The 24,091-nt window shown below is 64.9% G+C and carries 16 protein-coding genes; 5 read left to right on the forward strand and 11 right to left on the reverse strand.

What is annotated here, in order from left to right; all coding sequences use genetic code 11:
• Positions 1-84: 84 nt before the first annotated feature.
• Both AC1MLZ_RS01600 and acs read right to left on the reverse strand, forming a co-directional pair.
• Entirely contained in the window at positions 85-708 is a 624-nt protein-coding gene (locus AC1MLZ_RS01600) for a response regulator (RefSeq protein WP_480960139.1), read from the reverse strand.
• Entirely contained in the window at positions 705-2,660 is a 1,956-nt protein-coding gene (gene acs, locus AC1MLZ_RS01605; protein WP_480960140.1) for an acetate--CoA ligase, read from the reverse strand. The genes AC1MLZ_RS01600 and acs overlap by 4 nt, the downstream gene beginning before the upstream one ends.
• Positions 2,661-2,814: 154 nt before the next feature.
• Here acs and AC1MLZ_RS01610 point away from each other — a divergent pair, with 154 nt between their 5' ends.
• The 4 genes from AC1MLZ_RS01610 (at position 2,815) to AC1MLZ_RS01625 (ending at position 9,688) form a co-directional block, all read left to right on the forward strand.
• Positions 2,815-4,272 carry a DcaP family trimeric outer membrane transporter gene (locus AC1MLZ_RS01610; RefSeq protein ID WP_480960141.1) on the forward strand — a complete coding sequence of 486 codons (1,458 nt, stop codon included), beginning with the start codon at positions 2,815-2,817 and terminating at the stop codon, positions 4,270-4,272.
• A gap of 32 nt (positions 4,273-4,304) precedes the next feature.
• Entirely contained in the window at positions 4,305-5,972 is a 1,668-nt protein-coding gene (locus AC1MLZ_RS01615; protein WP_480960142.1) for an MFS transporter, read from the forward strand.
• Positions 5,973-6,163: 191 nt separating this feature from the next.
• The gene (locus AC1MLZ_RS01620; protein WP_480960143.1) at positions 6,164-7,681 is read left to right on the forward strand and encodes a sensor domain-containing diguanylate cyclase; all 1,518 of its coding nucleotides are present in this window, start codon (positions 6,164-6,166) and stop codon (positions 7,679-7,681) included.
• 195 nt (positions 7,682-7,876) lie between these two features.
• Positions 7,877-9,688 carry a DUF885 domain-containing protein gene (locus AC1MLZ_RS01625; protein ID WP_480961439.1) on the forward strand — a complete coding sequence of 604 codons (1,812 nt, stop codon included), beginning with the start codon at positions 7,877-7,879 and terminating at the stop codon, positions 9,686-9,688.
• A gap of 37 nt (positions 9,689-9,725) precedes the next feature.
• Here AC1MLZ_RS01625 and AC1MLZ_RS01630 read toward each other — a convergent pair whose 3' ends face one another.
• A complete protein-coding gene (locus tag AC1MLZ_RS01630) occupies positions 9,726-10,169 on the reverse strand; it encodes a hypothetical protein (protein ID WP_480960144.1) in 444 nt (147 codons plus the stop codon).
• Positions 10,170-10,875: 706 nt separating this feature from the next.
• Here AC1MLZ_RS01630 and AC1MLZ_RS01635 point away from each other — a divergent pair.
• Entirely contained in the window at positions 10,876-11,523 is a 648-nt protein-coding gene (locus AC1MLZ_RS01635; RefSeq protein ID WP_480960145.1) for a prolyl hydroxylase family protein, read from the forward strand.
• Between the two features lie 34 nt (positions 11,524-11,557).
• Here AC1MLZ_RS01635 and AC1MLZ_RS01640 read toward each other — a convergent pair whose 3' ends face one another.
• From AC1MLZ_RS01640 to AC1MLZ_RS01675, 8 genes are all read right to left on the reverse strand, one after another.
• Complete coding sequence (locus AC1MLZ_RS01640; RefSeq protein ID WP_480960146.1) at positions 11,558-12,253, reverse strand: L,D-transpeptidase; 696 nt, start codon at positions 12,251-12,253, stop codon at positions 11,558-11,560.
• Positions 12,253-14,802, reverse strand: a complete 2,550-nt coding sequence (locus tag AC1MLZ_RS01645) for a two-partner secretion domain-containing protein (protein WP_480960147.1) — start codon at positions 14,800-14,802, stop codon at positions 12,253-12,255. Before AC1MLZ_RS01645 ends, AC1MLZ_RS01640 begins: the two co-directional genes overlap by 1 nt.
• 54 nt (positions 14,803-14,856) lie before the next feature.
• Positions 14,857-16,539: a ShlB/FhaC/HecB family hemolysin secretion/activation protein gene (locus AC1MLZ_RS01650; RefSeq protein ID WP_480960148.1), complete on the reverse strand. Its 1,683-nt coding sequence runs from the start codon at positions 16,537-16,539 to the stop codon at positions 14,857-14,859.
• Positions 16,540-17,286: 747 nt separating this feature from the next.
• On the reverse strand, positions 17,287-18,693 hold the full coding sequence (locus AC1MLZ_RS01655) for a PepSY-associated TM helix domain-containing protein (protein WP_480960149.1): 1,407 nt from the start codon (positions 18,691-18,693) through the stop codon (positions 17,287-17,289).
• A 14-nt stretch (positions 18,694-18,707) separates the two neighbouring features.
• Positions 18,708-20,924: a TonB-dependent receptor gene (locus tag AC1MLZ_RS01660; protein ID WP_480960150.1), complete on the reverse strand. Its 2,217-nt coding sequence runs from the start codon at positions 20,922-20,924 to the stop codon at positions 18,708-18,710.
• 144 nt (positions 20,925-21,068) lie between these two features.
• On the reverse strand, positions 21,069-21,491 hold the full coding sequence (locus AC1MLZ_RS01665; RefSeq protein WP_480960151.1) for a DUF2946 family protein: 423 nt from the start codon (positions 21,489-21,491) through the stop codon (positions 21,069-21,071).
• A complete protein-coding gene (locus tag AC1MLZ_RS01670; RefSeq protein ID WP_480960152.1) occupies positions 21,488-21,856 on the reverse strand; it encodes a hypothetical protein in 369 nt (122 codons plus the stop codon). The genes AC1MLZ_RS01665 and AC1MLZ_RS01670 overlap by 4 nt, the downstream gene beginning before the upstream one ends.
• Positions 21,843-24,023 carry a TonB-dependent receptor gene (locus AC1MLZ_RS01675; RefSeq protein WP_480960153.1) on the reverse strand — a complete coding sequence of 727 codons (2,181 nt, stop codon included), beginning with the start codon at positions 24,021-24,023 and terminating at the stop codon, positions 21,843-21,845. The genes AC1MLZ_RS01670 and AC1MLZ_RS01675 overlap by 14 nt, the downstream gene beginning before the upstream one ends.
• Positions 24,024-24,091 lie beyond the last annotated feature (68 nt).

Consider the following 24,091-nt stretch of genomic DNA (forward strand, 5'->3'; position numbering starts at 1 on the left):
GATGCGGAACGGTGGACCCCGGAACCAGCCCGGGGTGACGGAGTGGTTTGAGTCTCATCCGAGGCACCAGAATTTGGTTTGCTTTCAGTCGGCGAAGTGGATGTCCATTGCCCGCGCGGCCAGCACCGCCTGCGTACGGTTCTGCACGCCGAGTTTCCGGAGGATCGCGGTCATGTGGCCCTTTACGGTGCCTTCGGAGATGCCGAGGTCGAAGGCGACTTGCTTGTTCAGGCGGCCGGCCAGGACGCCGAGCAGGACCTTGAGTTCGGTGGGGGTGAGGCTGGCGACGCGAGTGGCCATCGCATCTACGGGGGCGCTTTCGGTTGGCGCGTCGCGTTTGCCGGCCAGGGCTCCGGCTACGGCATTTTCCAGCGTGGTTAGGTCCGCGGTCTTGGAGACGAAGCCGATGGCACCATAGGCCCTCGCTCGGGGCGCGGCCTCGGCTTCGTCCGCCGACGATATTACCATGATCGGCGTGTCGGGGCGTTCGGCATGAAGCAGCGCGACACCCGCAAAGCCTTCCGACCCCGGCATGCGCAGGTCGAGCAGGATCAGGTCGAGCCGCTCCGCCGCCCGCACCGCGTCGACCGCCTCGCAAAGCTGCCCCGCCTCGATCACCACCGCGTCGGGCGCGGCGCGGCTGACCGCCAGTTTGAGTGCCTGGCGGAACAGCGGGTGATCGTCGGCGATGAGGATCGTGCGCGTCATGCCGGGACGGTGATGGCTTCCTCGCGTCCGGCGATCAGCGCATCGACTACCGCGGGATCGGCCAGGGTCGAGGTATCGCCGAGCTGATCGAGCTGGTTTTCCGCGATTTTCCGCAGGATGCGGCGCATGATTTTCCCCGAGCGCGTCTTGGGCAAGGCGGGTGCGAACTGGAGGATGTCGGGCGTGGCGATCGGCCCGATCTCGCGGCGGACCCACTGGACGAGTTCCTTGCGCAGGTCTTCGCTCGGCTCGGCGTTCGCGTTGAGCGTGACGTACGCGTAGATGCCCTGGCCCTTCACGTCGTGCGGCATGCCCACGACCGCGGCTTCGGCGACCTTCGAATGTGCCACCAGTGCGCTCTCGACTTCGGCGGTGCCCATGCGGTGGCCGCTGACGTTGATGACGTCGTCGACGCGGCCGGTGATCCAGTAATAGCCGTCCTCGTCGCGGCGGCAGCCATCGCCGGTGAAATACTTGCCCGGATAGGTCGAGAAATAGGTCTGGAAGAAGCGCTCGTGATCGTTCCACACGGTCCGCATCTGGCCGGGCCAGCTGTCCGCGATGACGAGGTTGCCCTCGACCGCGCCGTCGAGGACCTTGCCGTCCGCATCGACCAGTTCCGGCATCACGCCAAACAGCGGCTTGGTCGCGCTGCCGGGTTTCAGCGCGGTGGCACCCGGCAATGGCGAGATCATGTGGCCGCCGGTTTCGGTCTGCCACCAGGTGTCGACGATCGGGCAACGGCCCTCGCCGACGACGGTATGATACCAATTCCACGCCTCGGGATTGATCGGTTCGCCGACCGAGCCGAGCAGGCGCAGCGACTTCCGGCTGGTGCGCGTCACCCAGTCGTCGCCCTCGCGCATCAGCGACCTGAGCGCGGTGGGTGCGGTGTACAGGATGTTGACCTGGTATTTGTCGACGATCTGCCAGAACCGGCTGTGATCGGGATAGTTCGGGACGCCCTCGAACATCACCGTCGTCGCGCCGTTCGCCAGCGCGCCGTACAGCGAATAGGTGTGGCCGGTGACCCAGCCGACGTCCGCCGCGCACCAGAAAATCTCGCCGGGCCGGTAATTAAACACATATTCGTGTGTCATCGACGCCCACACCAGATACCCGCCGGTCGAGTGCAGCACGCCCTTGGGCTGGCCGGTCGAGCCGCTGGTGTAGAGGATGAACAGCGGGTCCTCGGCGTTCATCGGCTCGGGCGCGCAGTCGGTCGACTGACCCTCGACGCACTCGTGATACCAATAGTCGCGACCTTCGGTCATCGTGACCGTGCCACCGGTGCGACGGACGACGATGACCACATCGACGCCAAGATCACCGTGATCGAGTGCTGCATCGACATTGGCCTTCAGAGGCACGGTCTTGCCGCCGCGAAGTCCCTCGTCGGCGGTGATGACGATGCGGCTGTCGCAGTCGTGGATACGGTTGCACAGGCTTTCGGGGGAGAAGCCGCCGAAGACGACCGAGTGGATCGCGCCGATCCGCGCGCAGGCGAGCATCGCGAACGCCGCTTCGGGAATCATCGGCATATAGATCGTGACGCGGTCGCCCTTGCGGACGCCGCGCGCCTTCAGGCAGTTGCCGAGCTTCGACACTTCGTCGCGCAGTTCGGCGTAGCTGATCTTGCGATCGTCGGCGGGGTTGTCGCCCTCCCACAGGATCGCGATCGCGTCGGGGCGGGCATCGGCGTGGCGATCGACGCAGTTGGCGGCGACGTTGAGCTGCCCGTCCTCGAACCAACGGATGTGAAAGTCGCTCTCGTCGAACGAAGTGTCCTTGATCTTGGTCGGGGCCACGATCCAGTCGAGGCGCTTGGCTTCCTTCGCCCAGAACGCGTCCGGATCGGTCGCGGCCTCGGCATACATCCGGTCATAGGCGGCGGCGTCGATCAGGGCGTCCTTCGCCCATTCCGCGGGGACGGGATAGCTGGCCTCGGTCATCTGGCTCTCCTTTTGCCGCGCTGTACGCGGTCGTGTTCGGGCGATCATCCCGCACCAAAGTAAGGGATGGACCGGGGTACGCAATGCGCCATGATGACGACGCTTATTCCACGCGTAAGACCAGTGGAAAGGTGCGGAGACGGGGATGACTAGGATGGCATTCAAGACACGGCTGGCCCTGACGGCGCTGCTCGCGGGCACTGCGCTGGTACCGGGCATGGCGCAGGCGCAGACGGCGCGCGAGATCGAGCTGGAGACACGGCTCAAGGCGCTCGAGGCGGCCGTGCAGGATCTGCGCGGCGAGTTGACCGCGGCACGGGCCACGGCCTCCGTTGCGCCATCCGCTTCGCCCGCTCCGGCAACGTCCGCGTCGGTGCCGACTGCGGTCGCGTCGTCGCCGACAGCACCCCATCCGACCGGTCCGAATGGTCCGACGGCGCCGACTTCACTCGCGGAGGCCAAGACGACGGCGCCCGCAGCCGCACCGACCGATGGCTTCAAGGTCGCCGGAACGACGGTGAAGATCAACGGCTTCTTCAAGACCTGGGCATCGGTCAGTCGCTATAGCGGTGGCAACATCCCGCCGGAATCGGTCGGCCGCGATTTCTATTTCCCAAGTATGATCCCGGTCGGCGGGCGCAACGAGGGCAACAATTTCGAATCGCACGCCAAGCAGACCCGGATCGTGCTGGCAACGGACACGCCGATCGCCGGGCATAGCCTGAAGGGTTTGCTCGAACTCGATTTCCAGGTCGTGCCGGGAACGCAGGGCAACCAGCGTGTCGTCAGTGGCTATAACCCCGGCCTGCGTCGCGCGTTCTTCACCTACGACAACTGGCTGTTCGGGCAGGAATGGACGACCTTCCAGTATATCGGTGCGCTGCCCGAGACGACCGACTTCATCGGGCCGTCGGAGGGCAGCGTCTTCGTCCGGCAGGCGCAGATCCGGTATACACGCAAGCTGAGCGACACGTTGTCGCTGTCGATCGCGGCGGAGAACCCGGAGACCGCGTCGACCGGCCTGGCCTCTGCGGCGGTCGTCGAGAACGCCGACGATCGCCTTCCCGACGTTGCCGCGCGGTTGAACTACAAGACCGGGTTCGGCGAATTCTCGCTGGCGGGTCTGGCGCGCAAACTCACGATCGACACCGGTACGTTGAACGAGAGTGCGACGGGCTGGGGCGTGTCGTTCGCCGGCAAGGTGCCGCTCGACGTGTCCGGCCGTTCCGACATCCGCTTCATGGTCACGCACGGCGACGGCATCGGTCGCTATGTCGGCCTGAACCTCGCCCCCGACGCGGTCTTCTCGCCGGTGCCGGGAGCGGAGCTGCAGACGCCGAGCCTGACCGCCGGCTTTGCGGCGCTCAAGCTGGGTTGGACCGACAAGCTGCGCTCGACCTTTATCGGCAGCGTGCAGTCGATCGACTATCCGACCGGCGGCGAGCCGATCGGCGCGAGCGCGTCCGCATGGAGCACGTCCGCCAACCTGTTCTTCTCGCCGATCAAGAACATCGATCTCGGCGTCGAATTCCGTCACGCCGAACGTACGCTGGTCGACGGCCAGACGGGCAAGCTCGACCGCGGCGAACTCGCCGCCCGCTATTCCTTCTAAAACATAATCGATCCATCTGAGAGGATACCGCTATGGCCACGACAACAGGGGATGCTTCGTCCCTCGGGCACGTGAAGCAAAGCCAGCCGCTGATCATCATCGCGTCGTCCCTCGGCGCGGTGTTCGAATGGTATGATTTCTACCTCTACGGCCTGCTCGCAACGATCATCACTGCGCAGTTCTTCTCGGGTGTCAACGAGACGACCGGCTTCATCTTCGCGCTCGCGGCGTTCGCAGCCGGGTTCGCGGTGCGACCGTTCGGCGCATTGGTGTTCGGGCGGATCGGCGATGTCGTCGGGCGCAAGAATACATTCCTCGTCACGATGGCGATCATGGGCCTGTCGACGTTCCTGGTGGGCCTGCTCCCCAGCTACGCCTCGGTCGGCGTCGCCGCGCCGATCGCACTCGTCGTGCTGCGCCTGTTGCAGGGCCTCGCGCTCGGCGGCGAATATGGCGGTGCCGCGACCTATGTCGCCGAGCATGCGCCGGACAAGAAGCGCGGGCTGTTCACCAGCTTCATCCAGACCACCGCCTCGCTCGGCCTGTTCGCGGCGCTGCTGATCGTGATCGGCGTGCGGACGCTGGTCGGCGAAGAGGCGTTCGCGGCATGGGGCTGGCGTATCCCGTTCATCGTTTCGATCGCGTTGCTCGCGGTGTCCTTGTGGATCCGCATGCAGCTCGAAGAGAGCCCCGTTTTCCAGAAGATGAAGGACGAGGGCAAGACCTCGAAGGCGCCGCTGACCGAAGCGTTCGGCCAGTGGAGCAACCTCAAGGTCGTGCTGATCGCGCTGTTCGGCGCGGTCGTAGGCCAAGGCGTCGTGTTCTACACCAGCCAGTTCTACGCGCTGTTCTTCCTGGAGAAGAACCTTCGCGTCGATGGGCCGACCACCAACATCCTGATCGCGATCGCGCTGTTGATCGCCACGCCTGCGTTCATCTTCTTCGGCTGGCTGTCGGACAAGATCGGGCGGAAATACATCATCCTGACCGGCTGCGCGCTCGCCGCACTGACCTACATGCCGCTGTTCCACGCACTGTCGAAGGCCGCCAACCCCGCGCTTTACGCGGCACAGGCGAATTCGCCGGTCACCGTCGTCGCCAACCCCGACGAATGCTCGGTCCAGTTCGACCCGGTCGGCAAGAACAAGTTCGACAGCAGCTCGTGCGACATCGCCAAGTCGTATCTCGCAAAGGCTGGCATCTCGTACACCAACGTGATCGCACCCGCCGGCACCGTCGCGCAGATCAACATCGGCGGCGCGACCATCCCGGTCGTCAACCCGGCGGTGGTCTCCGGCCCTGAAAAGGCGGCGGCGATCAAGGCGTTCGGTACCGAGGTGAAGACTGCCCTCACCGCAGTCGGCTATCCCGAAAAGGCAGACCCGGCGCAGATCAACAAGCCGATGGTCGTCGCGATCCTCGTCCTGCTCGTGCTGTACGTAACGATGGTATACGGGCCGATCGCGGCGCTGCTGGTCGAGCTGTTCCCGACCCGGATCCGCTACACGTCGATGTCGCTGCCCTATCATATCGGCAATGGCTGGTTCGGCGGGTTCCTGCCCACCGCGGCGTTCGCGATGGTCGCGGCGACGGGGGATATCTACTACGGGCTCTGGTATCCGATCCTCGCCTGCGCGGTGACGGCGCTGGTCGGTCTCGTGTTCCTGCCCGAGACGTTCCGTCGGTCGCTGCATGGCTGAAGCGGAATGATCCGATCATGACGATCGGTACAGCGACGTAACATCATGGCGGTGTCGGTCCGGTTGCCAACTGGATCGATGCCGCCGATCGTCGTGAGGGACATGTCCCAAAAATATTGGGGTGTGTAGGAACCGATGTTTAACTACGTAACTAGCAGGGGTGGTGACGACGACGTGATCGCGCGTCGTCGATGAGGAAGAAAATGCCTGTATTAAAGTTATATAGGCAGCAAGAACGCCTCTCGTTCCTGCTTATTGCGCTGTCGTTACTCATCACGCTTTCGATGATCGCTCTCGTCACCATCGGCTTGCGGCAGGAACGACGGGATGCCTGGCAGCGTGCGAACCTAGCCTCAACCAATGTTCTGACAGCGCTGGCGCAAGATATCGGCGGCAATATCAAACTCGTCGATCGCAGTCTCAAGGCGACGGTCGATGGGCTCGCGACCCCGGGGATCTGGTCGTATCCCGCGGCGCTGCGAAACTCGGTCCTGTTCGGGGCAGGGAATGCCTCGCCCTATCGCGGGCGGACGTTCGTGTTGGATGCACGCGGGCGGATGATTGCAGGATCGAGCGAGACGGCGCATCTCGGGGAAAGCTTTGCCGACCGACGCTATTTCACCGTACACCAATCGAGGCGGTTGACCGGCGCCTTCCTGAGCGAACCCTTGGATAGCCACGTTGCCGGGGATGGCAGGAGCCTCGTCCTGAGCCGGCGCGTCAACGGCAGCGATGGCGAGTTCGCCGGCATCGTCGGGGCAACGATCCCGGTGCGGTCGCTCTACGCCGCCGTGTCAGCGGTCAAATCCGGTCCGAAAAGCGCGATAAACCTTTTCACGGTGCAAGGCACGATCATCGTGCGTAACCCGCCGCTTCCTGCGGCGGCATCCCATAATATTCGCGGATCGGCGACGTTCGACCGCATGCAGCGCGACCGCGCCGGTCAGTTCGTCGGGACGTCAGCCGTCGACGGGGAGGAGCGTCTTTTTACCTTTCTGCACCTGGCCGGGTTGCCGTTGATACTGGATGTCGCGACGTCTACGCAGGAGATCCTCGCGTCGTGGTGGATACGCGCCATGCTGTACGGTGTGGCCGTCTCCGCGTTGTGCATTGCAGTGATGGCGCTCAGTTTTCTCTTCAGTCGGGAGCTTCGGCGGCGCGCCAGAACTGAAGCTGAGCTTAGTCGATTGGCGTCCACTGATGGTCTGACCGGACTGCTCAATCGCCGCTCGTTCGACACCGCGCTTGCACGCGAATGGCGCCGCGCGCGTCGCACGGGGGCACCGTTGTCGCTGGTGATAATCGACGCCGATTACTTCAAGGGCTTCAACGATATCTATGGCCATGTTGCCGGTGATAAGGTGCTCCAGGCGATCGCCACCGTGATGAAGGACTCCGCCCGCCACCCTAGCGATCAGGTAGCCCGCATCGGCGGCGAGGAGTTCGCGATCATACTTCCCGATACGGATGGCCGCGATGCCTGGCAGTATGCGGAGCGCGTACGGCGCGCGGTCTCGGACCTGAACATCCCGCACAGCGGCAATGGCGAGGGGGCGGTGACGATCAGCATTGGCGTGACGTGCAGCATCGCCGTCGAGTTCGACGACGTCGAAGCGTTTATGAATGCCGGCGACGCAGCGCTTTATTCCGCAAAGAACACCGGGCGAAACCGCGTCAGCGACAACACTCGCGGGCAACGGCAGGTATAATCTCTCCCGATTTGCCGCACCGTACGCGGACGTCTGCGACTTTCACCGCGAGCAACTCGCCGAACCGCGTAATCGATAGCGTTTCCGCGGTGCCCGGCGAGGTGCGGCGGCGAGTGCGGCGACGGGGTACGGCGACGGGGTGCTTTCTGCTGTCGTACCCGATAGATTGCCGAATACCTGATTGAAGGAATGGATATGCATCGCCGCAATTTTCTCGCCAGCGCGACGGCTGCGTCCGTCGTCGGCGCGCTGCCGATCTCTGCCCAAGCGGCCACCACGGATCGCAATACGGCGCTGCGCACCATGCTCGACCGGTTCTTCTACGCGCGGCTCGACGCGTCGCCCGAGCAGGCGACCCGGCTTGGGTTGGACAGCGGCACCCGCGCCGCACTGAGATCGAAGCTGGACGATCATTCGGCTGCCGGACAAGCGGAAGATCTGGCACGCGCCAAGGCCGAACTGGCGGAACTGCGCTCGTTCGGCACGAGCGGCCTATCGCCTGCAGCCGCGCTCGATTATGAAGTCGTGAGCTACCAGTTGACCCGCGCCGTGGCTGGCGCAGAACGCTTCACCTATGGCAATAGTCTGGGTCGGTTCGCGCCTTACGTACTCAGCCAGCTGACCGGCCCTTACCGCGACGTCCCCGATTTTCTCGAATCGCAGACGCGCGTCCGCAATGTGGATGAGGCCGACGCCTATCTGGAACGGCTCTCGGCCTTTCCGAAGACGATCGACGACAGCACGGCGCGGCAACGCAGCGACGCAGGTCGGGGCGTTTTCGCGCCCGATTATATTCTCGACACGACGCTGAAACAGCTCGGCAGCGCCATGGAGCGTCCAGCGGATCAGACCGTGATGGTCGCGAGCTTCGCTGCCAAGCTGAAGGCCGCCAATCTGCCGATGGACCGCGTGGCGAAGGCTAATGCGATCGTCCAGCGCGACGTGTTTCCCGCCCTGGAACGTCAGCGCGCGCTCGTCGCCGAACTCCGCGGCAAAGCGGTCCACGACGCCGGGTGCTGGCGCTTGCCCGACGGCGACGCCTATTACACGGCCGCTGCGGAGGCAGCGACGACGGTGGCAATGAATGGCGACGAGATCCACCGTCTCGGGCTTGCGCAGGTCGCCGAGATCGGCGCGCGGATCGACACGATCCTGAAAGCGCAGGGCATGAGCAAGGGCAGCGTCGGCGAACGGCTGGGAGCGCTCAACCAGCGACCCGACCAGCTCTATCCCAATACCGATGCAGGCCGCGATGCGTTGCTGGCGCACCTCAACCGCCAGATCGTCGCGATGCAGGCTCGGCTTCCGGAGGCGTTCGCGAGCCTGCCCAAGGCGCCGGTCGAGGTGCGCCGCGTGCCACCGACGATCCAGGCGGGTGCCCCCGGTGGATATTACCAGAATGCCTCGCTCGACGGATCGCGCCCTGCGATCTACTATATAAACCTGCGCGACACCTTCGATCGGCCGAAGTTCGGTCTGGCGACGCTGACGCATCACGAGGCGGTGCCGGGGCATCATCTTCAGGTGAGCCTGGCGCTGGAAAGCACCGAGATCCCGTTGATCCGCCGCCGCGGGTTCTTCAGCGGCTATTCGGAGGGGTGGGCGCTGTATGCCGAGCAGCTCGCCGACGAGATGGGGATGTATGAGGGCGACCCGCTCGGACAGGTCGGGTATCTCCAGTCGCTGCTCTTTCGCGCGACGCGTCTCGTGGTCGACAGCGGCATGCATGCCAAGCGCTGGAGCCGTGAGAGGGCGACCGACTATCTGATCGCTACCACCGGCATTGCGCGCGGTCGGAGCCAGGGCGAGATCGACCGCTATACCGTCTGGCCGGGGCAGGCCTGCAGCTACAAGATCGGCCACACCGTCTGGACTCGCCTACGCGCCGAGGCGGAGAAAAAGCCGGGCTTCAGTTTGAAACAATTCCATGGCGTACTGCTTCAGGGCGCGATGCCGCTCGCGATATTGGAGCGCGTGGTGCGCCGGCATGGCGTGTCGGCCAGCTGACCCGATCTTTTCCAAAGAAACGCGACCGGCGACACTCTCAGCGTGAAAAACACCGTTCCATATAGGCGATGCGCGTGGCCCCATCTGCGTGCGCCGCATCGCCCGGAAAGCCGCGCATCGAGGTATTCAATTTCGTCAGTTCGTTTCGTGACAGCCAACCCTGGATCTTGCCCTGTTGCACGGCCCAGCAGTCCGCAGCGGCCTCGCCCGGACCGAATATCTGATGCGCGCATTCGTGCGTGTACCAGAAAAGCTGCTGCGCGCGCGGTAGGTCGAGGACGCGGGGATGGAGAATGATCCGCCCCCGATAGGCCGCTGCGATATCGTCGATCGGCTTGATCATCGTATCGACCGGACCACAGGTCGCACGGTAGCCGGCCAGCAGCAGAGCACCCGGCAGGATGAGACGTTGCGCAGCCGCAGGGTGGGGGGCGAGCGCCAGCAACGACGCAGCAGCGCACGCGAGAATATTTTTGAACATGACGATCCTGGCCCCGCCGAAGGCAGGGACGCGAATGAGTAATCTGGGGGAATTGTGCGCCGATGGACGGCGGCGACCTTCGTTACAGGTCGGGCTGCGCTATCTCAGGTACAGGAACAGAAGTCCGGCCCAGAGGAGCAACGAGAACAGCAGGGCCGCGACCAGGCCGAGCGCTACCGGGTAAATATCGTCCGTCGCCGGCTCTGGTACGAACCGTGGGGCTGGACGGCGTTTCGTTCGCGCCTGGGCGTCCGCCGTGGTAGTTGGCGTTGCAGATCGTAGTGCGCGGAATATAGATTCCGCGCCTGCCGAAAACGTCGGTTGCATGATAGGTCTCCGCCGATGTCCGTTAAATCGCGTCACCCTTCACTCTCGCCGGCAGCGGAGTATGGGATGTTCCCGAACTCTTCGGTCTGGTGCGACTTAGCGCATCCATCAGGGCGGGGTGGTTGCGAGAAACTCGCTCAACCGGCCTAACCTATGTTGGTCGTATGAAGATAAACGTACGTTAGCGGCGAAAGATGCATCTACTAAAAATATAAATACATGATAAGAACATAGGCTATCGCTCTGGTCGACATGCGATGACTAAGGCAGTGAAAAGATGTCGGAATTTCTCAATACTGGCGCTTGGCCGACGGATGTTTCCGGGAATACGTCGCTGATTTCGGCGCGATTGAACGCTCTCGATCTTCGTGATGGACAGATGGAAGCGCTGACCCGTTCCGACGCTGCGATCGGAGTCCGCGAACGTATCGCCTGCTACCCCGATGCCGTCCGCATTCCCGCGAACAGTGTCGAGTTGTATATCGTGCGGAATTTTCTGTCGGTCGAGGAGTGCGATGCACTGATAGCACTCATCGATGACAATCGCGTGCCATCACCCGTGGTGGCCGATAAACCCGTTCCTTTGTCGCGCACCAGCGAGACCTGTTACCTGTATGCGGGCCCCGGTCCGGTGACGGTGGTCGAGACCAAGCTCGATCAACTGACGGGGCTCGAACCGCGGTTCGGCGAGGCGCTGCAAGGCCAGCGCTACGCTGTTGGACAGGAGTTCAAACCGCATCATGATTACTTCGATACCGGCCAGCTCTACTGGCGCAATCAGGTGCCGATCGGCGGTCAGCGGACCTGGTCGGCGATGACGTTCCTGAACGGACCCGAAGCTGGTGGGCGGACGAACTTCCCTACCGCGGGTGTGATGATCGCACCGAAAGCGGGCAATCTGGTGATCTGGAACAACATGGATGAGCTCGGGCGTCCAAATCCGGGATCGCTGCATCAGGGCATGCCCGTGGAACAGGGCACGAAATATGTCCTGACCAAATGGTATCGTGAACGGCCTTGGGGTTAATGCACCGGGCGCAGACCGCCAGCCTGCGATTCCCTTAGCGCGGAACCGCGAAGACGCTGCGTAACGGCTTGGTTTCAGGAAGAATGTAGACGATCCCGACCGTCCCTATGAACAGCGGCTTCACGATATCGTCGTAGAATTTGGCGGGCACGTTGATGCAGCCGTACGAAATCCGGTTGTCGTCCGGCGACGCCGACGCAAGCCGCGCGGCACGGCGATCCTGCGGGCGGCCGGCGATGACGCGGTGCAACGAGAGCGCCGCATCGTAATCGACCCACAAGATATCCTGGACGAAATCGCTGCCGAGCGATGCCTGGAACCGGCCCGCGGGCGTAGTACGCTCGGCCGGCGTGATCGTCGCTAGCTTCCGGTGTCCGATACCGGGTACGCTGGCATCGCCGCGCGCCATGCCGAGCAACGCGGGGGCGGTCCCCCGAAGCGATCCGCCGCTATCGAACGCCAAGACCCTGGCATTCACCTTGTAGATGACGATGAACGGCAAACCGCGATTATCGTGCGACGTCGTAACCCATGTCGCCGTATCGCGTGCATCGCGCGAGACCGCGTTGCCGTGGAACTGCACGATGTCTGCGCCGACCGACGACGGCAAGGCTGGCGCGACCGGATCGACCGACGTTGGAACGCCTGCCGGTGCGGCGTTTGCAGTGGAGATGTTGACCGTAATCGCGAAGACCAGCGAGACGAGGCCTCGCTGGCGTAGCGCCCTCATCAGTTTCGCGCCTGCTTGCGAGGATAGACCGGGACCGGGGGTTTGAATGGTGGCGCAGGCGGCACGGTGACGTTCCGTGTCCGTGTCGTAATGGGTGGCGTTGGGGTGGGCGGTATGATGGTACCGAGTGGAGGGCTGCCTTCGGGCATTTCCACCCTGACGATCCCCGGGCGATCGGGAGTGGGGGACGTCACGCCGCCCTCGACGATCGCGATCGGTGGCGCGTTTGGAACGCGCACGCGAACGGGCGGGACCTCGAGAATCGGCCTTGTCGCGTTGGGAAGCTGAGGCACGACTGGAGGCGTTGGCGGTGTCGTAATGGGTGGCGTTGGCGTTGGCGTGGGAGCAGGTGCGGGCGCAGGTGCCGGAGCGGGCGCAGGTGCCGGAGCGGGTGCTGGTGCCGGAGCGGGCGCAGGTGCCGGAGCGGGCGCTGGTGCCGGGGCGGGCGCAGGTGCCGGGGCAGGCGCTGGTGCCGGGGCAGGCGCTGGTGCCGGAGCAGGCGCTGGTGCCGGGGCAGGCGCAGGTGCCGGAGCAGGCGCTGGCGCAGGTGCAGGCGCAGCCGTGATCGTCCCCGTCGTCCGAAACCCTGCGACGCAGCACGAACTCGCCAGCGCATAGCGCTCCGCATTCGCGCCGGTCAGCGTGTAGCCGGTGAAGCTCACCCCGATGCCGGTACCTTCGCCGGCGCTGTCGAACGTCGCGGACGCATCGGTACCGGCGACCAGCGATACGCCGGTCGGCGTGCCCGAAGTGCCGTTGGTGTTGAACCCGCTCAGTACCGCCGCGTTCGTGCCGTCCGCCACCTTCTGCGCGGTCGGGAACAGCAGCATGCGCTGGGTGATCGCCGCGCCTTCGGTCAGCACGAACTCGGTCGAGAAGTCGGTCGGCGTTGTGTACGAGACCGGGTTGTAGTTGATCGACACCGGTGCCGCGGTGACGGTGGTCGGCGGCGACAGCGCGGAGAACACGATCGTGCCGCCGTTGACGCCCGGCCCGGTGCCGTCCGACCCCGCGATCAGCGTCAGCCCGACCGGCAGGCCCAGGCTCTGCGCCGGAATCGTCGTCCCGCGGGTCAGCGTGACCGCGGCGTCGATCATCACGTCATGGCCCGCGCACAACGCGATGTTGCCATCGGTCGTCGTGATCGCGTGAAATACCTGCACATTGCGCCCGGCGTTCAGCAGGATGCTGCCGTTGGTCGTGGTCAGCGGCGCGTTGACGTTCACGTCGCGGCCGCAGCAGGCGACGATATTACCGTTGGTCGCACTGATCGGCGCGTTGATGTTGACGTCGCGAAACGCGTTCATCGTCAGCGTCGTCGGCACGCCCGAGGCAGTCCACGCCACCGCATCGTTGACGAAGATGTCGCCATTGCCGGTCGTCGTGTCTCCCGCCGCGGGGATCGTGCTGATCGTGATGCTGGTCGTCACGAGCTGCGCCGACAGCGTCGAGCCCGAGATGTTGCCGCCTGCGCCGATCACGAAGTCCTGCGGATCGATCAGCCACTGGCCGGTCATGCCCGAGGTCGCATAGGTCGAGACCTTGGCGCTGTCGGCGATCCCGACGGTTGCGGCCGACGTCTCGATGAAGCCGCCATTGCCGCCGACGGGTGCGCTGGCGTCGAGTTCGCCGCTGACGCTGACGGTCCCGGTCTTCATGTCGCCGAGCAGCAGGATCGTGCCGCCACGGTTCTGCAGCGTGCGCGCCTCGACGATGCCGGTGTTGTTGACCGCGGTGTGGAGCAGGTCGCCAGCCCCCTGCGCAGTCATCACGACCTTGCCGCCGTCCGCGCGGATCAGCCCGCCATTGCGGACCAGCGCGCCGACCGCACCCTTGTCGACCGCGACGTTGAGAAGCCCGTCACCCGCAACGTCGAGCGTGATAGCCTCGCCGCCCGCCAGCACGACCGTGCCGAAGTTCGCCTTGATCGTGCCGCCATTGCCAACGTTCGCGCCGAGCAGCGCGACATAGCCGTTCTTCGCGGTGATCTTGCCGTCGTTCTGGACGCTCGCGCCGCTCGTCCCCGCAAAACTGTTCTTGCCCGCGAGGAAATCAGTGTTGGAAATGTTTAATGTCGAGGCCACCAGCCCACCGACGTTTACGTTGGCGGTCTGGCCGAACAGGATGCCGTTCGCGTTGACCAGGAACACCTTCCCGTTCGCCGACAGATTGCCGAGGATCACCGACGGGTCGGACCCAAGCACACGGTTGAGCGCGACCGAACTGCTGGTCGGCTGGTCGAAGACGACGCTCTTGCCCTTGCCGATCGAGAAGGACTGCCAGTTGATCGCCGCACGGTCGCTGGTCTGCGTCACGGTCAGCGATTTGGTACCGGTCGCGATGCTCGCTTGGCCCGCGACGACTTCGCCACCAGTCGGCAAGGTCTGCGCCTCGACCGGGCGCGCCGCGATCGTGCCCGCCAGGCTGAACCCAATCAGCCACGCGAACCGCGCAAGCCCGGTGGTGCCGAACAAGCCGCCGCGCCGCGTGCGGGTGACGACAGGAGCGGGACGACGGGTGTTTCTGATCGACGAAGGGATGGGGTTCATGTGCGGGATCCTTGGTGGCGGCGGACGGCCGCGAATTCGGGGGTGCGTGCGCGGTCAGAAGGTCTTCGAAACCTGGAACCAGGCGCGGCCCGACTTGTCGGGGGCAGACGTCGCATCGGCATTCCCGAGCTTGCGCGCATAGGTCGCCTTCGCAGCGATCCCATACGGTCCGGCCCAGCTTAGTCCGGCGCCGTACGCGCTGCGCTTTGCGTGGTTCGATCCGTCGAAATACGGGTGCTTGACGTAATCGACCTCGCCGACGTCGACGAACCCGAACAGCTGGAGCGCACCCAGCACGACCTGCGGCAAGGCCAGCCGCGCCTCGGCGGTGGCGACATAGCCCTGGTCGCCATACGCCTCGCCCTCGGGATAAGCGCGCACCGCATAGGCGCCGCCCAGCTCCATCTTCTCGGAGATGTCGAGGTTGCTGAACGCGATCTGCCCGCGGGCGGAGGCGAACAGCGACAGCGGGCCGGCGATCGTCTGCAACCGCGCGAAGCTGAACTGCACCTTCCCGTAGCTCCCGTCGGTGCGTGCGGTCAGCGCGTCGACCGAGCGCTCGTACGCGCCGCGGATATCGAGATTGCCCACCGAATAACTCAGCGAATACGCGCTCCAGCCGCCACCGAGCAGCGTGTCGTGCTCGTCGCCGCTGAGACCAGCGGTGATCACCTGTGCGCGGCGATAACTAGTGACGTCGACGATGCCGATCCGGTCCTCGAACCATTTCGCGTCGCCGCCGATGGTCAGGTACAGATTGTTGTCGCGCGAGCGGATCAGCGGATAGCTGGCATAGACGCTGGCGACGTCGGCATTGCCGCTGCCGTCGAGGCTGTCGAATTCCTTGCCCAGCGAATAGTTGAGATGCGCGAACGCGACGCCCAGCGTGACCTGGCCGATCGGTGCCTGATACGACGCGCGGCCGTAGGCGAGCCCGGAGAAGGAGGTCAGCGCGCGCAGGCTCAGCACGTCGCCCGAACCGGTCGGGTTGTTCCAGTTGACCACGCCGCCGACGCGGTAGGCGCCGGTGTAGCGGTTGCCGGCATTGTCGGCCTCGACGCTGCCGGTGATGCTCTGGCCGGGCGTGATGTCGACGAGCAGATCCGACGTGCCGACCGCGGTGCCGGGGCTGAGGGTCGAGGACACGCGTACGCCGGGAAGGTCCGACAGCATCAACAGGCGGCGTTCGAGCGGTGCGACAGCAACCGGATCGCCAACCTCGAGCCCGGCGAGAATACCGTTCGCGACGCTATCCGACAGCCGCGACTCGTTCTTCACGCCGACCGCGCCGAAGCGCCCTTCGAGCACCGCGATCGTGACCGCGCCGCTCTGCACGTCCTGCTCGGGTAGGTAGGCGTTCGCGACGAAATACCCGCGGCTGGTGTAATAAGCGGTGATCCGCGCGGCGAGCATCTTCAGGTCGGAGAGGTCGAGTTCGCTGTTCGGCGTGAACTCCAACGCCGCGATCAAGTCGGCCTCGGGAAACAGCGTCGCACCGGTCACGCGCAACGACCGGACGAGCGTCTTCGGACCACCCGTCGCAGGAACGACGACAGGCGTCTTGCGCTCAAAGCCGAAGTCGGGGGCGGGCGCCTCGTTCAGCGGTGCGGGCGGGATCTGCTGAAGCTGTCCACCGGCCCCCACGGGCACCTGCGCCTGTGCCGATTGCGCAGAAATCAGCAAGGCAGCCGGGCTCACAGCCGCAAGCGCGGCCGCCCAAAGGGTCGACTTGTACATGAACACCTCGAAAGTCACCGCGGATGGAAGGCACGGATCTCCCATCCGCAGCAGCGGGAGCCGTTCGAGGAGGGGTAGAGCGCCCGAAGCAAGGACGAAGCCTTCAAAACGTCAGTGCCGCCAATAGTGTACGTGTCACGACGTTGCAGTCAGGAGTATTCAACAGGTTCAGTCTAGAGTGTGGGGGTCGCGAGGATCGCGCTGTATGGCTTATTCTAAATCGTTCTTAACATATGTATGTATATGAAGTTTGACACAAGATAATAATGAGCGCCATGCATTATTATTTTACAATAAGAGCCATCTACGCCCAGTCGGTTCAGTACAAGATCGTAGTTAACGGGTTTGATACTGCGTCTCGGCGTTCTCGGCCATAACTCGGCGATCGAATATCATGCGGATCGGTGAGTCGTCGCGCACTTCGATCATGCTGGTGGGGACATCGATTCAGCATAGCCTTGGCGCGGGAATGTGACGGCCAGTTGCACGCGACAGCGCGTTTCCATGATGCGACGAGTTCGAACTATGCCTGCGAGAGAGACGAGATGAGCGCGCCGCTCAAGCCGTGTGCCGCTTTCCTGGACTAGCCAGTGGTCGCTTCGCCTTGTCCTGCATGAAGGCTGAAGCGGATTTCACCATGTTCCGGACTGGTAACCAGCAACATTTTCGCGTCCTTTGAGACACATGTGAGCTGCCGATCACTCGCTTCGGCATTGCATCAGGCCTCGATACGACGTGCGCGCAGGATCATGTCGGTATCGATCCTGATCGCTTGAACCGGGCACGGGCGAAGATGACGGATCGGTCGAGCACGAAGATCGCGAGGGCCGATGTGCCGAGCATCGGGAAGGCGAGACCCGCCACGATCAGGATCGCGATAGCGCCCTTGATTCTAACAGAAGGAACTCGGGCGGGGGCGGCGAGGCGACCTGTCGGGCGGCGTTTCCACCACATGACGATGCCGCTGACGACGAGCAGGACGATCGCGATGCAGATCGACAACATCAGGAGTTGGTTCGCGAGGCCAAAGTAGTTGCCTATGTGGAGCTGGACGCCGAGCTCGATCGCCTTTGCCGCCCAGCCATAATCGGGATAGCCGACCTCGCGGATCAGGCCGCCGGTCCAGCGATCGAAATACAGCGTGCGCTGGCCCTGCGGTTGATCGGGGTAGGTGTAGGCGGTGTAGACGCCGGTGGGGCCGCTCGGGAGGAACAGGCGGTAGGCGCCGGTCATCCCGTGGTTGCGGGCGACCGAGGTGGCGATCCGGTCTGTCCCCGACACGGCAGCGTTGTCGCGGACGGCCATCGCCATCTCGTGTCCGGCATGCCCGGCGTGTTCGGACGAGGCCGCCGAGCTAGGCATTGGGGCGAGTTCCATCGTCCAGGGTGCCTCGCCGAGCGCCGCCTTCATGGACACGCTGGCCGGCGCGTTGTGGGTACGGTTCGAGGCCGGGTAGCCGATCCCGATCGCTGCGGTGCCTCGGTTGAGCAGGTCGCCCTGGATGCCGGCCCAGGGGAGGCCGGTCAGCAGCAGGAACGCGATGAACGCGACCGACCAGAACCCGATCACCGCGTGCAGGTCTCGCCAGAACAGGCGTCCGCCGGCGCGCAGGCGGGGATAGAGGATGCCGGCAAACCCGCGGCGGTTGCGCGGCCACCAGAGGTAGAGGCCGGTAAAGATCAGGACCAGCGCCCAGCACGCGGCCAGCTCGACGATGCGGTCTCCGATCGTGCCTAGCGTCAGCGAACCGTGCATCGCGTCGGCAAACCCGACCAGCGTGCGCGCGTAGATCGTCGATCCGAGCACGCGACCGGTGCCGGGATCGACCGCGACGCGCCGTGGTTCGCCGTGGTCCGGCGTCACGTAGACGATGGCGGAGCGGTTGGCGGCGCCGGGAAGGTCGATCCGGGTCGCGACGCCCGGATACGCGGTCGAGGCGGCGCGGATCATCCGTGACGGCGGCACGTGCGTGGCATGAACCGCAACGAAGCGTTGCGCCGGATACAGCGCGTCGTCGATCTCGTCGTTGAAAAGGTAGATCGCGCCGGTGATGCTGAGGATCAGCAGGAACGGCGCGACGATCAGGCCGGCGTAGAAATGCCACCGCCAGATCGCGCGGTAGGCCGTTGGATCGGTGGAACTGGCGGAAGCCATCGGGAAACTCCTGCTCAGAAATGCGTGGACAGGGCGATTTCGACGCTGCGGGGCGCGCCGATATAGACGTTGGTCGTCGGGTAGCCCGAATACTCGCCGTAAAAGGCGTTGGTCAGGTTACGCCCGCGGACCGAGACGGAGGCTTGCGGCGCGACCTGGTAGCTGACCGAGGCCTCGACGACGGTGTGGCCGCGGACGAAATAGGTGTTGGCGGTGTCGGTGTAGAAACCGGAGACGTGGCGGACGAAGACGCCGAGCGTCACCGGCAGCGCCTTGATCCTGTAGAGTGCGGAGCCGCTGACGGTGGTCGAGGGGGTGTTGATCGGGCGATTGCCCGCGCGATCGATGCGGACGCCCGATATGAGTTCGCTGAGCTGATCGTAATTGGCATCGGTGTAGGCGGCGCCGGCGGACAGCGAGAGCGCGTCGGTGACCGCCGCACCGATGCTGAGCTCGACGCCTTGCGACGATTGCTCGCCGCCCTGGATTGCCTGCTGCGGATTGTTCGGATCGCGGGTGAGGATGTTCGTCTGCTCGATGCGGTAGGCCGCGCCGGTCATTGTCAGCCGCTTGGCGAAGGCCGATGCCTTGAAGCCGACTTCGTAGGAGCGGCCCTTGGTGAGCTTGTAGCCGGTGTTGACGATCGACTGGAGCAGGATCGACGACACCGGCGTGACCGCCGTCGTATATTGCCCGTAGACGGTGATGCTGGGCGTGAGATCGTAGGTGGTGCCGACCCGCCACGAGAACGGATCATAGGTCGGCGTGCCGCGCGTGACCGCGCCGTTCGCGTTCAGGTTCGTGATGACGCGGGTGAGATCGATGTGATCGTAGCGCGCGCCGCCGACAAGCAACCATCCGGGGGTGAGGTTCAGCGCATCCTCGGCGAAGACGGAGGCGGTCTTCAGCTTCGAATCGTAGATGACGTTGGTGGTGGAATAGGGGGCGTCGGTGGTCGGGAAGATGCCGACGACAGGCGCGTACGGGTCGACGTTGGCTATCCGGGCGGCCGCGCTGCCGCCGATCGGGCTTTGCTGTCGTGGGTTGGTGAAATTGGTGTCGTTATATTCGCCGCCGAGGCTGAACCGGTTGCGCAAGCCTGCGATATCGCCGTCGTTGGCGGCTACGAGGCGCTCGTTCCAGAAGCGGTGATCGTGGTAGATCCGCTGGACCGAGCGCGCGAAGCTGCCGTTCGGGAATGCGGCGGTGGGTGCGGCGAAGACCTGATCGCCGCTCACCACGAAATCGCGCTTGGCACGATACCAGGTGAAGTCGTTGGCGACCGACCAGCCGCCGCCGATCGCATAGTCGATCCGCGAGCGCAGCGTCGTGTCGCGCGCGCCCGAATAGGCGCCGGCGGGGTTGTAGTTGCGGCGGCGGAGCGCCTTGTCGAGGACCATGTCGTTGGGGCTACGAAGTGCGTCGCTCGCGTCGCGTGCGACGGCGGCGGAGACGAACGGGAGGCCCTGATAACTGCTATCGTAGCGATCCTCGTAGTGATCGACAGCCAGCAGGACGGACAGGTCGGGCGCGGGCTTGAGGAGGATGCTGGCGGTGAGACCCGTGGAGCGCGTTGCGTTGTCGTCGACGTCGTAGAGGCTGTCGGAATGGAGGTAGCTGGCGTCGGCGCGGATCGCGACGGTGTCGGACAGCTTGAGGTTGACGCCGCTGGCTGCGGTCACCGTGGCGAAGCTGCCGACGCTGAGCAGGCCGTCGAGGTGATCGCCGTCGAGGGTCGGCTTGCGCGTCACCTTGTTGATGACGCCGGCCAGCGCGCCTTCGCCGTAGAGGACCGAGGCGGGGCCCTTGATGACTTCGATCCGGTCGAAATGCCAGGTGTTGGTGTCGCGCTGGACGACGGTCGAGGTGGAGACGCGGACGCCGTCCTGGAGGATCGACACGGCGCCGCCCGAAAAGCCGCGCAACGTCACGACTGCGGGGTTGCCGGGGACGTTGCCGGCGATCGCGCCGACCACCGAATTGAACGCCTCGCGCGCGGTGCGCAGGCCTTGCACCTGCATGTCGGCTTGGGTCAGCGTTTCGACCGTGGCGGGGGTTTCGCGCACCGACAGGCCGAGGCGGCTCCCGGTGTCGGATTTGCGATCGAGCTTCAGCTGGTCGCGCTGGCCGGTGACGACGATCTCGGTCTGCGGATCGTCTGTATCGGTTGCGTGGGCGGGAGAGGCGAGCGCGACGATGGACGCCGAGGCGGCGAGGATGGTTCTGAACATGCGAGTCCCTGTTCGTCCTGTCGACGCACGGCGGCGCCGGCATGGATGCCGTGGTCCGCGCGGCGAAATCGCGCGCGGAGGCTGTTCCGTCCAGCGTGCGGACGGTCGAAGCGGCGTGATAGGCTCGGTTGGAAGACCGTCCGATCACGCGGGGACGCGCGGGGGACCTCGCAGGGGTGGCCTGAGATAGGCGGGTGCGGCGACCGGGATGGTCGACGTCCGGCGAAAGGCGACGGCGATGATGAAGGCGATCGCGACCGCGAGCAGCAGCGGATCGACCGCCGCAAGCAACGGTGCGGACAGCCCCGAGAACGCGCAGGGCATCTCGCGACCCTGATGATCGGTCTTGTCGTTTTGGTGGTGCGTCATGCCCGGCATTGCGTTGGCCATATGCGTCGCTGGGATTTCCGCCGGCATCGTGCCGCCGCAGATCTGGATCGAGACCATGCCCGCCGACACGACCGGCATGAAGCCGGCGGGGACGAGGATCTTCATCGCCAGCGCGCACGCGATCAGCCACGCCGACAGCGTGCGGTGATCGAGGAAAAGGCGCCGGAGCCCGGTCATGCGTACGGACTACGCCGAGTGCGCGGCGGTGTCACTTGGGCAAACGGTCCGGCCCGCCGCGATCCTGGTATCAGCGTCCTCTCAGACGCTTCCAGCCGAGCCAGATGCCGCTGACCGACGTCACCAGGCCGACGATCGATCGGCGGCGGTACGTTCACCGCGCGCCAGTCAATCGGCTCCGCGCGCGCCAGCGTCTCGGCCGGCGTGAGCGAAGGGTAGGGGACGTAGAGCATCACCAGCCCCGACAGGAACCACATCGCAAAGAACAGGCAACTCGCGATTCCGACCCACCGATGCACGAGATACAGCCAGCGCCGGCCTACCTTGCCGAACGACGATGGGCGACGAGCCTTAGAATCCGGCACGAAGCGACACGTCCACTGCGCGAGGCCGTCCGAGAATCCACTGCTGCGCGCCGTAGCTGTTGATCGCGTAATCCTTGTCGAGCAGATTATAGACGTGGAGATCGACCCCGACCCGCGGCGTCACGGCGTAGGACAGCGTGGCGTCGACGCTCGCGTAGCCGGGTATGCGGAAGTCGTTCGCATTGTCCGAATAGCGACGCCCGACATAGCGGAGCCCGGCACGCGCCTGGAATGCGCGCTTCGCGGTCCAGCGCAGCCACAGGTTCGCCATCGTCTCCGGCACGTCGGGCGGCGTGTTGCCGGTGTAGCTCCGGCCGCCCGAGACGAAATCGTCGAACGTGGCGTTCAGCACGCTGCCGTTCGCGCCGATCCCGAAGCCCCTTGGCAGGTCCAGCGAGATGGCGGCCTCTATGCCCTTGGCGGATCGCTGGCCGACCTGTTCGATCGGGCTGGTCGGAGTCGGTTGCGACAGCAGCCCCTTTTTGACGATGCGATAGGCGGCGATCGTCGCGGTGCCGCGTCCGTCGAGGAACACCGCCTTTGCGCCGATCTCGACCTGATCGCCCTTGGCGTTGCTGAACTCTACCTGCCCGGTCGAATAGGTCGTCAGCGTGCCGAGTGGATCGACTCCGGTCGCGTATTGCGCATAGAGCGAGACGGTGGGGATCGGTTGATAGACGCTGCCGACGCGCCACGTCGTGTTGTGCAGACGCTTGTTCAGCGCAACCGTTTCGGTGGGGACGGCGACCGTGGAGTCGATCGTCCAGCGCTGAACCCGGTCGCGTTCGTGACGGATGCCGCCGACGATCGAGACGTGATCGCCTAGCTTCAGCCGGTCCTCCGCGAAGACCGCATATTCGTTGGTCCGCGTACGATAGCGTGGCGCGATCCCCTGTGTGTCGACGATCAGGCCGGGGTCGAAGTCGTACGGATCGACTTGGGATATCTGCGGGTCGGCGCCGAAATTGTGCGAATAGGTGAGCGTGATCAGGTTCACGTCGAAACCCAGGACGACATCGTTCGAAATGCGGTCGGCGATCGGCGTCTTCAGCGTCATGCTGGCCTGATCGCCCCATTGCGTCTGGTCGTGGACGATTCCGGTCATGTCGGTGCGATAGATATGGCCCGGCGTAGCGGGGTCGCCATTGGCGCCGTTCGGGCAGAAGCCGTCCGCGGCGATCCAGCAATAGCTTTCGAGATTGCGCCAGGATCGCTTCGCGGTGAGGCGATACGCCTGGTTGCTGAAGGTGAGCGCGTCGGTGGGCTTCCAGTCGACCTGCAGGCTGGTGCGGTTGTCGCGGTAGCGGACATGGCCGTCGCGCGTGTTGTAGTTACGCTGGCGGTTATCGTCGTCGAGCCGCCCGTCGATCAGCGGCGTGCCGAAATAGCGCATCGGATTCTGGCTTCCGTAATCGTCGCGCACGGTGACGACCAGCGTATCGGTCGGCGCCCAGCGCAGCGTCACGGAGAGCGCGTGGCTGCGCGATTGGCCGCGATCGACATAGCCGTCGGACCGCCGATAGCTGCCGTCGACGCGGTACGACAGGCGGTTGCCGATCGTTCCGCCTGCGCCGGCTGCGACATGGACACTGTCCTGCGATCCATAGCCGATCTCGCCGTCGATCCGCGTGCGGGTGGTGTTGGGCTGGCGCATCAGCACGTTGACCGCGCCGCCGAGCGCACCCTGGCCGTAGAGCACGGAGGCGGGGCCGCTGAGTATGTCGATGCGATCGACCATCCAGGGATCGGTCGGGAAGGTGATCGTGCCGGCCGCGGGAAACAGGCGGACGCCGTCGATCAACTGGAGCACCGAGCCCTGGCCGCTGAACCCGCGGGCGGCGAGCGCAGTGCCGCCATTGCCGAGATTGCCGACGCTGGTGATGCCGGGCGCGCGGCTGGTCGCGTCGATCACCGTCATGTCGCCGCGTGCCCGGATCGTGTCCCCATCGATGACCGACAGCGTCGCGGGCGTTTCGAGCGGCGAGAGATTGAGCCGGCTTCCGGTCGTGTTCGGGACGGTCAGGTCGGCCTTGTGGCGGCCGGTGACGAGGATGTCTTCGGTCGGATCGCCCGACGGGTCCTGCGCGACCTGCGCATGGGTCGTGGACGGCAGTATCGAAACGAGAAAGGACGCGGCGATCGTGGCGCGCGAAATCGAAAAGACCATTGGTAACCCCCGGGGCGTCGGACGAACCGGCAGGGGACGCTCTCGAGCGAGCACACGCTTCGGTCAGC

It is taken from the genome of Sphingomonas sp. PEI4 (assembly GCF_056679955.1).

What these genes read in the sequence shown, in the direction of transcription:
- AC1MLZ_RS01600 (WP_480960139.1), bottom strand. Translation starts at nt 708, where the DNA reads ATGACGCGCACGATCCTCATCGCCGACGATCACCCGCTGTTCCGCCAG.
- acs (WP_480960140.1), bottom strand. Translation starts at nt 2,660, where the DNA reads ATGACCGAGGCCAGCTATCCCGTCCCCGCGGAATGGGCGAAGGACGCC.
- AC1MLZ_RS01610 (WP_480960141.1), top strand. Translation starts at nt 2,815, where the DNA reads ATGGCATTCAAGACACGGCTGGCCCTGACGGCGCTGCTCGCGGGCACT.
- AC1MLZ_RS01615 (WP_480960142.1), top strand. Translation starts at nt 4,305, where the DNA reads ATGGCCACGACAACAGGGGATGCTTCGTCCCTCGGGCACGTGAAGCAA.
- AC1MLZ_RS01620 (WP_480960143.1), top strand. Translation starts at nt 6,164, where the DNA reads ATGAGGAAGAAAATGCCTGTATTAAAGTTATATAGGCAGCAAGAACGC.
- AC1MLZ_RS01625 (WP_480961439.1), top strand. Translation starts at nt 7,877, where the DNA reads ATGCATCGCCGCAATTTTCTCGCCAGCGCGACGGCTGCGTCCGTCGTC.
- AC1MLZ_RS01630 (WP_480960144.1), bottom strand. Translation starts at nt 10,169, where the DNA reads ATGTTCAAAAATATTCTCGCGTGCGCTGCTGCGTCGTTGCTGGCGCTC.
- AC1MLZ_RS01635 (WP_480960145.1), top strand. Translation starts at nt 10,876, where the DNA reads ATGGAAGCGCTGACCCGTTCCGACGCTGCGATCGGAGTCCGCGAACGT.
- AC1MLZ_RS01640 (WP_480960146.1), bottom strand. Translation starts at nt 12,253, where the DNA reads ATGAGGGCGCTACGCCAGCGAGGCCTCGTCTCGCTGGTCTTCGCGATT.
- AC1MLZ_RS01645 (WP_480960147.1), bottom strand. Translation starts at nt 14,802, where the DNA reads ATGAACCCCATCCCTTCGTCGATCAGAAACACCCGTCGTCCCGCTCCT.
- AC1MLZ_RS01650 (WP_480960148.1), bottom strand. Translation starts at nt 16,539, where the DNA reads ATGTACAAGTCGACCCTTTGGGCGGCCGCGCTTGCGGCTGTGAGCCCG.
- AC1MLZ_RS01655 (WP_480960149.1), bottom strand. Translation starts at nt 18,693, where the DNA reads ATGGCTTCCGCCAGTTCCACCGATCCAACGGCCTACCGCGCGATCTGG.
- AC1MLZ_RS01660 (WP_480960150.1), bottom strand. Translation starts at nt 20,924, where the DNA reads ATGTTCAGAACCATCCTCGCCGCCTCGGCGTCCATCGTCGCGCTCGCC.
- AC1MLZ_RS01665 (WP_480960151.1), bottom strand. Translation starts at nt 21,491, where the DNA reads ATGACCGGGCTCCGGCGCCTTTTCCTCGATCACCGCACGCTGTCGGCG.
- AC1MLZ_RS01675 (WP_480960153.1), bottom strand. Translation starts at nt 24,023, where the DNA reads ATGGTCTTTTCGATTTCGCGCGCCACGATCGCCGCGTCCTTTCTCGTT.